The following is a 12,623-nucleotide window of genomic DNA, read 5'->3' as shown; positions in this document are numbered from 1 at the left end:
GGACATGCGGGGGCTGGTGCCCCGGGTGACGGCGAACCGCCCCCGGGGCTCCTCTCTGGCAGCCGGACGGCCTGGTGCGACGAGGTCGTCGGACCGGCCGACGGCTACTGCGAGCCGACGGTGACCGAGTCGACAGTGAGGTGGCTGTAGGAGACGCCGACACCGATGGCACCGCCGGTGAGCGAGGTGTCGGTGACATTGTCGAAGAGGGTCGTCGTCACCGCGTCCCGGATGGCGGAGACGTCGATCCGGCCGCCGGCCGAGTAGGTGACGGCGATGGTCGTGGTCGCGGCGACGGAGTAGGTGCCGGAGTGGACGGCCAGGACCGTCTCGACTCCGCCGACGCGCTTGAGCAGGCGTACCGTGCCGGCGGGGCCACCGCCCACGTCGACCAGGTAGGTGTTGTCGGGATCGGCGTAGTTGAACAGCACCTGGTTGCGGTTTCCGTCGTCGCCGGCGGTGCTGCTGATGGTGGCCCGGTAGACGTAGCGACCGGTGCCGGCGTCGAATGTGCGTCCGGTGTAGACGGAACGGGACGGGCCGGTGAACTCCTGGATGGTGAGGCGGCCGGGCTGCACCGAGGCGCCGGAACCGAGCGCCCAGTCCTGGGCCAGACCGTCGTCGAAGCTCTCGGAGTAGAACGTGCCGGGTGGGACCGGGTCGGGCGGCGTCGGCGGTTGCGGCACCGGAGAACCGAACACCACGGACGGGTTGTACGACAGCTGGATCTCGGCGATGGACCAGGTCTGGAAGGCCGGGTCGATGCCCCCGCCGGAGGACTGGACGCGCAGGTAGCGGGTCGTCTGGGTGGGGAAGGTGATGGTCGTCGTCCGGCCACCCGAGCCGTGGGTGACGGCGCGCCACGTCGCCGCGTCGTCGGAGACCAGGACGTCGTAGTCCTGCGGGTAGTCGTAGGGGAACGCCTCGGCGTCCAGCGTGAGACGGTTGAAGCTGCGCGGGCTGCCCAGGTCGAGTTGGAACCACTGCCCGGCGGCGAGCGGAGCGCCGGAGCGCCAACCGGTGGTGGTGCGACCGTCGAGCGCCGCGGCGGCGCCGGCGCCGAGGGACGCGGTCGCGGTCCATCCGCTGCGCGGCAGTGGTCTCGGGGCAGGATTCGCCGGTGACGACAGCGCCGCAGGGGGCGCGACCCGTGGTGTGCCACCACCACCGATGCTGCGGGGCCCGTTGTTGGTCACCACGTGCAGGGCGGCGAATATCCGGCTGACGTCGGCGGTCCAGGCCGGGTCGGACTGGTCGATCTCACGGACGGCGCGTGCGTCGATGCCGATCTGGGCGGTGTCCCAGGCGGTGTCGTCGACCAGGTAACCGCCGTAGTTCCGGAGGGCGTGAAAGACCTTGAGGGCGGCGGGGTTGGTCAGCCCCAGCGACCGCGCGGTGGTGGCGGGGGGAATGGCCAGCAGCGCACCCATCTCCATCTGCGGGTCGGGAGCGCTCCGGCAGGGCTCGAGTGTGCAGTAGCCGCTGGCGCGGTCGGGCGCCACGAAGTCGTGCCGGTCGGCGGGCCAGCGGAAGCCGGGCGTGGACTGGCCGGTGTCGTACGTGAGGTACCTGCGGGCCCAGATCTCCAGCTGCAGGGCGTGCCGGATCGGCGCGGTCCCGCTGATCTCGCCGACGCCGATCTGCCCGCCGATGCTGGAGAGCCCGGAGCCGAAGTGCCCGCCGTAGGTGCCCGGGCCGTACAGGTCCTGCTCGGTGGCGCGGTAGCCGTGCGGGTCGAGGTCCGGGGCGCAGCGGGCTGCCGGCTGGATCTGGCTGATCGTACGGCCGTCGGGGTAGACCACGGCGGTGGCGTTGTTGGGTGTGTCGAAGGCCGGGGACGTGGTGGCGTCGCCGATCACCGTCTGCTGGGGAAAGAGGATCGGACCGTAGTCCGAGGTTCCGCGGCAGCGTCCGCCGTAGACGACACCACCCGCGCTGTACGAGGGGCCGTCCGGGCTGTGCAGCCGGTAGGTGCGGTAGGCCCCGTCGGCCGCCGCGCTGAGGTAGTAGTTCGGGTCCAGGGTCACCCGTGGCTCGACCTGGAGGTACGTGGGTTGGTACCGCGCACCGGAGCCCAGCGGGGTGTTCCAGATGCTGGTGTTGTCGAACGGTTGTGTGAGCGGGTTGCGGGACGCGGCGCGATGGTGCGCCGACGCGGGCGTGGGGCAGAAAAGCCCGGGCACGAGCAGCACGAGCGCGCCGATGCCGCTGCCCAGTCTGGTGCCTCGGCGTCGGCCTCTGCCGGCCGGTGTTCGCCGCCGTGCGAGTGCGGAGATCATGATCGCTTCCCTCCTCGGGTCGGTAGGACCCAGGTCCGGGCGAGAACGCGCGGATGTGGTGGGGAACGCTAGTTGGCCGACGGCCGACCCAGGTCCGCCTTCCTACGACGAACCTCCCGAATCCTCGCTCAGCTCCGTCGCCGCGACGGCGTCGCGCTCAGCTCCGTCGCCGCGACGGCGTCGCGCTCAGCTCCGTCGCCGCGACGAGGTCGAGATCCGCCGGTATTCGCCCGGGGACTGTCCGCACGTCTCCTGGAACGAGGCGTAGAAGCGGCTCAACGATCCGAAGCCGGCGGCGGTGCAGATCTCCGGCATCGTGGCGTCACTGGTCATCAGCAACCGCTGCGCCTCGGCTATCCGGCACTGGTTGAGGTAGGAGCCGATCGTCTGGCCCACGACCTGGCGGAACAGCGTCATCGCGTAGTGCGGGTTGAGGTGGACCACCCGGGCGACGTCGTCGACGCCGATCGGCTCGCGGAAGTGCGCGGCCAGGAACTGTGCCATCCGCGCGGCCCGGGATGTGGCGTCCTTGCCACCGGTGTCCACCGACGGGCGGGCTGCCCCGGTCGCGGCCGGAGGGTGGACCCCGTGCCGGTTGCCGTGGTCCTGTCGGGCCAGACGGCGGATCCGCGCCTCGATCTCCAGCAACGCGATGTCGCGGCGTTCGGCCTGGCCGCCGGTGATGTCGCGGCCCCACTGGCGGAACGAGCGGTTGTCCGCCGCTGCCAGCTCCGCGGGTTCGTCGTCGGCCGGGTCGTCGTGGTGGCCGCCCGGGGCGGCCAGGATCGGCTGCCCGCTGAGCAGCCGGGTGATGACCGCCTCGGGTAACCCCCAGCTGAGCACCGTTGCCATCGGCAGGTGCAGCCAGTGCATGGTCGTGCCCTTGGCGACGTCGACGAGTTGGTGCGGGATGCCGGCCCAGAAGACGGTGGTCGTTCCGGCGGGCACCTGGAAACGGTGACCGCCGAGCAGGTAGGAGATCGCGCCGGTGGTGGGGAGGTTGACCTCGATGTGCTCGTGGCGGTGTGCCTGGGACATGTGCGGCGCGAAGCCGTGCCAGCATTCGAGCCCGAACTCGTCGTCCCTGGGTGGCAGCACGCGGCGGTGTGCGGGTGTGGTGGCGGTGCGACGGGGTGCAGCGGTCATCTGAGTATCCCGGAGAGGCAACGGAGGAAGGCAGACCGTACTCGCGGAATCTGAGACTACGGTCGTGCTCCAACGGAGTCCACAGGTACCGGGAGGGGTCGTCGATGACCGCGACAGTCCAGCAGGGCGCCGACGTCCCGCTGCCGCCGCCGACCCGGATCAGCTGGGGCCGAGGCGCGACGCCGGGATCGGCGCTGCTGGTGGTCGACGTCGACGCCGACGGGGTGCCGAGGTTGGTCCGCTGTTCGGCGGCGGCAGCACCGGACGGGCCACTCGAGGATCCGGCCGTCGCGCTGCCGTTGGTGGAACTCGCTCTCGGAGGGGACGGCTCGCTGTCCGGCGGGACACCCAACGACCGGCACCAGAAGAGTGAGAGCTCCGCCCGGCTGCGGTTCGTGAGCGCCGAGCGCCAGCTGTCGCCCGACCGTGAGTCGCTGACTCTGCACCTGCGCGACCCTGAGCGCGGGCTCGCCGTGCGGGTGCACGTCGAGCAGTTGCGGCAGCTGCCCGTGTTGCGCTGGACGACCGAGATCGTCAACCACGGTGCCGAGGCGGTCGTGCTCGCGTACCTCTCGTCGTTCGTCTACGCCGGCTTCGCCGGCGCGGCCAGCGCCCGCTGGGACACCGACCTGCGGATCGGGGTCGCCCACAACGGCTGGTGCGGAGAGCTGCGCTGGCTCAGCCAGCGACCGGTCGACCTGGGCCTGCGCAACGTCGGGCTGAACGGTGGTTCGTCGCGCAAGCGGTACGCCGTCACCGCCCGCGGCTCGTGGTCCTCCGCCGATCACCTGCCGATGGGATCGGTGCATCGCCCGGGCACGGGGGAATGCTGGCTGTGGCAGATCGAGCACAACGGGGCGTGGCACTGGGAGATCGGTGATCGCGGCGGCGACCTCTACCTGGCCGCCAGTGGACCCACCTCCGCCGAGCACGACTGGCGCCGCCGCCTCGCCCCCGGGGACCGTTTCACCAGCGTCCCGGTCACCGTGGCGATGAGCGCCAGCGGCCTCGACGACGCGTTCGGAGCGTTGACCCGTCATCGTCGGGCAGCGCGTCGCCCGCACCCGGACAACGTCGACCTGCCCATCGTGTTCAACGACTACATGAACTGCCTCGACGGCGACCCGAGCACCGAGCGGTTGCTGCCACTCGTCGACGCCGCCGCCGACCTCGGCGCGGAGGTGTTCTGCCTGGACGCCGGCTGGTACGCCGACGCCGACGACTGGTGGGACGAGGTCGGCGAGTGGCGACCGTCGGCCCGACGCTTCCCGGGCGGGCTCGACGAGGTCTTCCGCCGCATCCGCGACCGGGGCATGGTGCCCGGGCTCTGGTTGGAGCCCGAGGTGGTCGGCGCACGCAGCTCGGCCGTCGGCGAACTGCCGCCGGAGGCGTACTTCCACCGCGACGGCGAGATCGTCCGGGAGAGCGGACGGCATCAGCTCGACCTACGACATCCGGCGGTGATCGACCGGCTCGACCGAATCGTCGACCGGCTGATCGCCGACCACGGCCTCGGCTATCTCAAGTTCGACCACAACATCAACGCGGGCGTGGGTACCGAGATCGACGCGTACAGCTGGGGTGACGGGCTGCTCGGCCACAACCGCGCCCACCTGGAGTGGCTGGACCGGCTGCTGGACCGACACCCGACCGTGACCGTGGAGAACTGTGCCGCGGGTGGGATGCGGATGGACTACGCCCTGCTCGCGCGCCTGCCCGTGCAGTCCACGAGCGACCAGCGCGACCATCTGGCGTATCCCGCGATCGCGGCGGCCGCGCCGAGCGGGGTGACTCCGGAACAGGGCGCCGTCTGGGCCTACCCCCAGCCGTGGATGGACGACGAGCAGATCGCCCTCACCATGATCAACGCGATGCTGGGCCGGATCCACCTCAGCGGCCGCGCGGATCACCTCGACCCGCACCAGCGAGACCTGGTGCGCTCCGGGCTGAGCGCGTACGCCAACTATCGACGCCGACTCGCCGCGGCCGTACCCCTGTGGCCGCTGGGCCTGCCGACGTGGGACGACGACTGGCTCGCGCTCGGCCTGCGCGACGGCCACGACCTGTGGCTCGCCGTCTGGCGCCGGGGCGGCCCGGCAACCGTGCGGCTGCCGTTGCCCACACTCCCGCCCACCGACCACACCGTGACCATCGTCTATCCACGCGAGCTGCCGGTCACTGCGAGCCACCACGCCGACGCCCGCATGCTCACCATCGACCTGCCCGCCGCCCCCGCGGCGCGGCTGCTGCACCTGGCACCCACCAATCCACCGTCCCGGCCCAGGAATGGGAGTTAGCACCATGTCTGTCACATCCCAGCCCGCAACCGTCCCCACCGGCACCCTCATCAACCGCCGTCACCTGCTTCGGGGATCGCTCGGCGCCGTCGGCCTCGCGACGCTGGGCGGTGGCGCGCTCAGCGCCTGCGCGCCCAGCGCGAGCACGTCGGGCACCGCCGCCAAGAACGCCGCCATCACCATCATGGGCGACCCGGGCGACCACAAGGCGGAACTCCTCGCGGCGTTCACCAAGGAGACCGGCACCCGCACCGAGTTCCTGAAGTTCGACTTCACCCGGCTGTCCGCGATGATCGCGGGCGGCAACCCGCCCGACGTCGTCAAGGGCCTCGGCACCACCGACACCCCGTACCTGGCCGCGCGTCGCCTCGCGCACCCGCTGGACGACTACCTCGCCAAGAGCAGCCTGATCAAGGCCGACGACCTGCTGCCGGTGCAGGACCTGTGGCGCTTCGACGGCGCCCGGCAGGGCGCCGGCCCACGGTACGGCCTGGTCAAGGACTACTCGCAGGACAGCATGCACTGGGTCAACTCGGCGCTGTACGGCTCGGCCGGCGTGCGCGCGCCGTCCGACACCGAGCCGACCAGCTACGACGAACTGCTGGAGACCGCGCGTCGGCTGACCAGGAGTAAGAGCGGCCAGACCTCGGTGTACGGGCTGGGCGGCTACAACGACATCGGCATGGGCTACCTCAGTCAGCAGATCGCCACGTTCGGAGGCTCCTTCTTCAACGACGCCGGCGACGCCGTCGACTTCTCCACCCCCGAGGGGCAGCGCATCCTGCAGTGGTGGCTCGACGTCGTGGCGGCCAAGGTCTCCTACAACCCGGTCAACCCGGCGCCCGACGGATGGGACGCCTCGGTCTACCAGGCCGGACGGATCGCCACCTACATGTCCGGCTACTGGTTCCAGGGCATGATCGCCGAGAACAAGGGCGTGCTCGCCTCGTCGAAGCTGGTCGCCGCACCGGTGTTCGGCAGCAAGCGGGTCAGCCCCACCGCCGCCGCCGTCGGGCACTGGATCCCGGCGAAGAGCAGGAACAAGGACGCGGCCTGGGCCTACCTGGAGTGGTACAACGGCGGCCAGCCCGCCAAGGACCGGGCGGGTTCCGGGTGGGGCCTGCCGGCGCTGAAGTCGATGCAGCAGTACCTGCCTCGCGGCACCGCCCAGTACCAGCAGTCCTACGACGCCGAGCAGCGCGAACTGCCGTACTTCGGCGTGGTGCCGTGGACCCCGTACGTGAAGATCGACGCGTTCGAGACGGTCATGCGGCAGGAGTTCAAGAGGGCCATCACCGGCAGGTCGACCGGCGGGAAGCTCGCCGACGCGCTCAACGGCGCACTCAACCCCCTCATCAGGGCCGAGAAGGCCAAGGTGTCCTAGCGGTGGCCCTGACCACGCGACCGAGGCCCGGTCGGGCGGTGTCGACGAGCACCGGGTCGTCGACACCCCCGGCCCGCACGGCCCGCAGCCGCCAGCAGCGGCACCGCGCCCGCACCTTCTACGCGTTCACCGCACCGTGGATCCTCGGCTTCGCGCTGCTCACCGTCGTGCCCCTGGGCTACGCGCTCTGGTTGTCAAGCACCAACTACGACGCGCTCTCGCCACACTGGAGCTACGTCGGGGCGGACAACTACACCGCCGCGCTGTCTGACGGGCGCACCTGGAGCAGCCTGCTGCGGACGCTGGTGTTCGTCGCCGTGGCGGTGGCCGGGACGATCACGGTTGGTCTGGCGCTGGCCGTGCTCGCCAACCAGAGGATCCGCGGCCGGGCGCTGCTGCGTACCCTGTTCTATCTGCCCGCCGTCGTGCCGCCGGTCGCCGCGGCGCTGACCTTCCGGCTGCTCTTCGACCGCGACGCCGGCGCGGTCAACGCGGCGGCCGTGGCGACCGGCGGCACCGCGACGACCTGGCTCACCGACCCGTACGCGTTCGTGGTGCTGATCCTGTTCCTGCTCTGGGGCTCCGGGTCGAACATGGTGATCTCCCTGGCCGCGTTGCAGGGCGTGCCGTCCGAGCTCACCGACGCGGCCCGGGTGGACGGTGCCGGGTCCTGGCAGAGTTTCCGCGCCGTCACCCTGCCGATCATCTCGCCGGTGCTGTTCTTCCAGGTGATCACGGGCGTCATCTTCACCGTGCAGACGTTCGTGCCCGCGCTGCTGCTCTCCGCCGGCGGCCCCCGCCAGCTCACCACCGTCCCGGACGGGCTCAACCTGTTCATGGTGCACGTCTACGTCGAGGCGTTCGGGCTGGGCCGGCTCGGCTACGCCTCCGCGCTGCTCTGGCTGCTGTTCGTGCTCCTCGTCGTGTTCACCTCTGTCGTGTTCAAGGTCAGCAACCGGTGGGTGCACTACGCCGTCGGCCCGGAAGAGAAAGGCCGCCGAAAGTGAGAGCATCCCGACTCCCGCTCCTGATCGTCGCTGGTGCGGCGGCGACTCTGTTCCTCCTCCCGCTGCTCTGGCTGCTCGACATCTCGCTGAAGGCGCCGGGGGAGTTGTCGGCGATCCCGGTGCACTGGCTGCCCTCCGAGCCGCTGTGGAGCAACTTCCGCGACGCGGTCAGCTACGTCGACTTCCTCGGGTACGCCCGGAACAGCCTCGCGATCTCCGTGCTCTACGCGACCTTCGCGTCGCTGTCCTCGGCGCTGGTCGGGTTCGCCATGGCGCGGCTGGAGGCACCCGGAAAGCGGGCCCTGTTCGCGGTCATGATGGCCACCCTGATGCTCCCGCAGATCGTCACCCTCATCCCCACCTACCTGCTGTTCGCGAAGTTCGGCATGGTCGACACGTACTGGCCGTGGCTGCTCTGGGGAGCGGCCGGTTCGGCGTACCTGGTGTTCCTCTTCCGCCAGTTCTTCGCCGGTCTGCCGGCCGAGTTGGAGGACGCCGCCGTCATCGACGGCTGCGGGTACGTCCGGATGTTCTGGCAGATCTTCCTGCCACTGGCCAAGCCCGCGCTGGCGACGAGTTTCGTGCTGGCGTTCGTGTTCACCTGGGGGGACTGGATCACCCCGACCCTGCTGCTCAGCCAGGACCGCTCGACGTTGTCGGTGGCCGTGACCGACCTGTACGTCAATCCGCAGGGTCAGCCGATCAACCAGCTGATGGCCGCCGGCGCGATCCTCTACACCCTGCCCGTCCTGGTGATCTACCTGTTCATGCAGCGCTCCTTCGTCAGGGGCTTCGCCACCTCGGGGATCAAATGACCACTGCCTCCGCTCCGGCACCGCTCACCCTGCCCGCCGGCTTCCGCTGGGGCACCGCAACCTCCGCCTACCAGGTCGAGGGCGCGGTGTCCGAGGGCGGCCGTGGCCGTTCGGTGTGGGACACCTTCAGCCACACGCCCGGGCTCACCCACCAGGGCGACACCGGTGACGTGGCGTGCGACCACTACCACCGGCTCGACGAGGATCTCGACCTGCTCGCCGACCTCGGCGTGGACACCTACCGGTTCTCGATCGCCTGGCCGCGCCTGCAACCCACCGGTCGGGGCCGGCCCGAACCTCGGGGTGTGGCGTTCTACGACCGGCTCATCGACGGGCTCCTGGAACGTCAGATCTCGCCCATGGCGACGCTGTTCCACTGGGACCTGCCGCAGGACCTGGAGGATCGCGGCGGCTGGCGCAACCGCGACACCGTCCACGATTTCGTGACGTACGCGCGGTACTGCTTCGACGCGTACGGCGACCGGGTGACCGACTGGATCACCCTGAACGAGCCGATCTGCCCGTCGTTGCACGGCACCGGTGGCTACGGTCACGCCGCTCCGGGCCTGCGGCTGGGCGGACCGGCGATCACCTCGGCGCACCACCTGCTGCTCGCCCACGGCGACGCGGTGCGGGCGTACCGGAACAGCGCCGCAGCCGGTCGGATCGGCATCACCCTGAACTTCGGCCCGGTCGCGCCCGCCAGCGACCGGGCCGAGGACCTCGCCGCGGCGGCCCGGGTGGACGCGTTGCAGACCCGACTCTTCGCCGATCCGGTCCTCGGACGGGGATATCCCGACCTGCTGGTACGGCACTGGCGTGAGCTGACCGACATGGGTTTCGTCCAGGCCGGCGACCTCGAACGCATCGCGGAGCCGCTGGACTTCCTCGGCGTCAACTACTACAAGTCCTGGGTGGCTCGTGCGGCCGGCCTGCCGCCGCTGGCCGACCGGGTGGCGATGGACATGGGCGCGGTGCTCGAGCCGCCTCCCGGCGTCCCGCGCACCGGCTTCGGCTGGGGGGTCACCCCGGACGGCCTGCGTACTCTGCTGCTCGACCTGCGGCACCGCCATCCCGCGCTGCCGCCGCTGTTCGTCACCGAGAACGGCTGCGCCTACCCGGACGAGGTCGGCCCGGACGGCAACGTCGACGACCCCGAACGCATCGCGTTCCACGACGCGTACCTGCGAGCGTTGGCCGAGGCGGTCGACGCCGGTGTGGACGTCCGCGGCTACACCTGCTGGTCGCTGCTGGACAACTTCGAGTGGGCGGCCGGCTACTCACAACGCTTCGGGCTCGTCCACGTCGACTTTCCCACCGGACGTCGTACCCCGAAGTCGTCGTTCGGCTGGTACCGGGACCTCATCTCGACGCACCGCGCGGCGGGGGTGGCCGCGTGATCGGGCTGTCCGGCCGGGTCGCGGTCGTCACCGGCGGCGCCTCGGGCATCGGCGCGGCTACCGTCCGACGGCTCACCAGCGAGGGAGCGGCCGTCGTGGTCGTGGACGTGGCGAGCGCCGACGAGGTGATCGAGGGCGTCCGTTCGGCCGGCGGACGGGCGGTCGCGGTGCGGGCCGACGTCGCCCACCCCGACGGTTGGGCCGAGGTGGCGGACACCGCCCGACGCGAGTACGGCAGCGTGCACATCCTGCACAGCAACGCCGCGTTCCAGGTCGACGCGGAGGTGACGGACCTGACCGTCGAGCAGTGGCAGCGCACCTTGGACGTGAACGTCGGCGCGCTGTTCCACGCCGTGCGCGCCCTCGGCAAGGACCTGCGGGCCAACCGGGGTGCCATCGTCGTGACCTCCAGCGTGCACGCCGTCTGCGGAATGCCCCGCAACGCCGCCTACGCCGCGAGCAAGGGCGGCCTCGACGGTCTCGTCCGGCAGCTCGCCGCCGAGTTGGCCCCGGAGGTACGGGTCAACGCGGTGCTGCCCGGGCCCGTGCGTACGCCGGCATGGGACCCCTCGGACGAGGACGCCTTCGTCCGGGCCGGCGCGCTCACCGCACTGCGGCGGATGGCGCACGCCGAGGAGATCGCCTCGGTGGTGGCCTTCCTCGCCTCCGACGACGCCTCGTACATCACCGGGGTCAGCCTGCCCGTCGACGGCGGCTGGCTCGCCACCCGCTGACCCAGGAGCCGGATCGAACCATGAAGATCACCGATATCGACACGTTCCAGGTGGCGCCCCGCTGGTGTTTCGTCCGCGTCGGCACCGACGAGGGCCTGGTCGGCTGGGGCGAGCCGGTCGTCGAGGGCCGGGCGGCCACCGTGGCGACAGCGGTCGGGGAGTTGGCCGACCACCTGATCGGCGCGGACCCGATGCGGATCGAGGACCACTGGCAGGTTGGCGTCAAGGGTGGCTTCTACCGTGGCGGTCCGGTTCTTGCCAGCGCCGTCGCCGGGCTGGACCAGGCCCTGTGGGACATCGCCGGTAAGGCTCTGGGCGTACCCGTGTGGCAACTGCTCGGCGGGCGTGTGCGCGACCGCATCCGGGTCTACAGCTGGATCGGCGGGGACAGCCCCACCGACGTCGCCGAGCACGCCCGCCAGCGGGTGGCGCAGGGCTACACGGCGGTGAAGATGAACGGCAGCGGCCCGCTGCGCATCCTGGACACGCCAGCGATGGTGCACACCATCGTCGAGCGGGTGGCGGCCGTCCGCGAGGCGGTCGGGCCGGAGATCGACATCGCGGTCGACTTCCACGGCCGGTTCACCCTGCCGATGGCCCGACGGGTGCTGCCCCTGCTGGACGAGTACCTGCTGCTGTTCGTGGAGGAGCCGGTCGCGCCGGAACACAGCTCGTACCTGGGTGAGTTGGCGCGGCTGGTCAGCACGCCGTTGGCAACCGGCGAGCGGCTGTACAGCCGGTGGGACTTCAAGGACGTGATCGGGCACGGCATCGGCGTCGCCCAACCCGACCTGTCGCACGCCGGCGGCATCTCCGAGGTGCGGCGCATCGCCGCGATGGCCGAGACGTACGACGTCGCACTCGCCCCGCACTGCCCGCTCGGACCGCTCGCCCTCGCCGCCAGCCTGCAGGTCGGTTTCGCCGCACCCAACCTGCTGATCCAGGAACAGAGTCTGGGCATCCACTACAACGAGAGCGCCGACCTGCACGACTATCTCGTCGACGCCTCGGTCTTCTCCTACCAGGACGGATGGGTCGACCTGCTCACCGCGCCCGGGCTGGGCATCGAGGTCGACGAGCCGGCGATCCGCCGCGCCGCCCAGCTCGGCCATCGGTGGCGCAATCCGATCTGGCGCCGCGACGACGGATCCTTCACGGAATGGTGACAGGCCAGCCGGATCCGCTCGTGGTGGATTGATCGACTCCCGACACCACCACCAGGCCGGCGCGACTTCTGTTCGCGGAGAAGAAACTTTTGCCACATCAAGCAAAAGATATCGACGTTTGTGTCAAAGCCTTCTATCGTGTGGTTGCGTTCACGCATCGGGATTGGTCGATCGTCGGCGTCGACGGCTCATCCCACGGCTGGCCCAGCGACTCTGCTCCTCCGCGACGGGCCGCCTCTTCCAGTCCCTCACTTCCCTTGGAGGATCCATGGGCACACGGCTGCTACGCCGATTGCGCGGTCCTGTCCTGGTAACACTCGCTCTGAGTCTGGCTGCTACCGGTCTGGGTGCTGGTTCGGCTGGTGCTGCTCCGGCGCAGGAGCCGGGCGTGACCC

General features: G+C 70.7%; 9 protein-coding genes. 7 read left to right on the top strand and 2 right to left on the bottom strand.

The genetic code is table 11. From position 1 onward, the window contains the following. Window positions 1–104 precede the first annotated feature (104 nt). Both ACLJN9_RS21905 and ACLJN9_RS21900 read right to left on the bottom strand, forming a co-directional pair. Complete coding sequence (locus tag ACLJN9_RS21905) at window positions 105–2,279, bottom strand: discoidin domain-containing protein (protein WP_410813343.1); 2,175 nt, start codon at window positions 2,277–2,279, stop codon at window positions 105–107. Window positions 2,280–2,465: 186 nt separating this feature from the next. Further along, the gene (locus ACLJN9_RS21900; protein WP_410813341.1) at window positions 2,466–3,425 is read right to left on the bottom strand and encodes a helix-turn-helix domain-containing protein; all 960 of its coding nucleotides are present in this window, start codon (window positions 3,423–3,425) and stop codon (window positions 2,466–2,468) included. A gap of 104 nt (window positions 3,426–3,529) precedes the next feature. On the opposite strand from ACLJN9_RS21900, the gene ACLJN9_RS21895 reads away from it, so the two are divergent. The 7 genes from ACLJN9_RS21895 to dgoD are packed head-to-tail and all read left to right on the top strand — an operon-like array spanning window position 3,530 to window position 12,228. Beyond that, window positions 3,530–5,722 (top strand): alpha-galactosidase, encoded by a 2,193-nt coding sequence (locus tag ACLJN9_RS21895; RefSeq protein WP_410813339.1) that lies wholly within the window; start codon window positions 3,530–3,532, stop codon window positions 5,720–5,722. A gap of 4 nt (window positions 5,723–5,726) precedes the next feature. After that, a complete protein-coding gene (locus tag ACLJN9_RS21890; protein WP_410813338.1) occupies window positions 5,727–7,106 on the top strand; it encodes an ABC transporter substrate-binding protein in 1,380 nt (459 codons plus the stop codon). A 2-nt stretch (window positions 7,107–7,108) separates the two neighbouring features. Next, a complete protein-coding gene (locus ACLJN9_RS21885) occupies window positions 7,109–8,113 on the top strand; it encodes a carbohydrate ABC transporter permease (protein WP_410813337.1) in 1,005 nt (334 codons plus the stop codon). Further along, window positions 8,110–8,928, top strand: coding sequence for a carbohydrate ABC transporter permease (locus ACLJN9_RS21880; RefSeq protein ID WP_410813336.1), 819 nt, complete (start codon window positions 8,110–8,112; stop codon window positions 8,926–8,928). Before ACLJN9_RS21885 ends, ACLJN9_RS21880 begins: the two co-directional genes overlap by 4 nt. Beyond that, window positions 8,925–10,328, top strand: coding sequence for a GH1 family beta-glucosidase (locus ACLJN9_RS21875; RefSeq protein WP_410813334.1), 1,404 nt, complete (start codon window positions 8,925–8,927; stop codon window positions 10,326–10,328). Before ACLJN9_RS21880 ends, ACLJN9_RS21875 begins: the two co-directional genes overlap by 4 nt. Beyond that, complete coding sequence (locus ACLJN9_RS21870) at window positions 10,325–11,062, top strand: SDR family NAD(P)-dependent oxidoreductase (RefSeq protein ID WP_410813333.1); 738 nt, start codon at window positions 10,325–10,327, stop codon at window positions 11,060–11,062. Before ACLJN9_RS21875 ends, ACLJN9_RS21870 begins: the two co-directional genes overlap by 4 nt. Before the next feature lie 20 nt (window positions 11,063–11,082). Continuing rightward, complete coding sequence (gene dgoD / locus ACLJN9_RS21865) at window positions 11,083–12,228, top strand: galactonate dehydratase (protein ID WP_410813332.1); 1,146 nt, start codon at window positions 11,083–11,085, stop codon at window positions 12,226–12,228. Window positions 12,229–12,623 lie beyond the last annotated feature (395 nt).

The sequence above is a fragment of the Micromonospora sp. 067-2 genome (assembly GCF_046549295.1).
GTDB lineage: Bacteria > Actinomycetota > Actinomycetes > Mycobacteriales > Micromonosporaceae > Micromonospora.
Note: the sequence above shows the minus strand (reverse complement) of the source record. Positions and strands in the feature narration are given on the sequence as shown.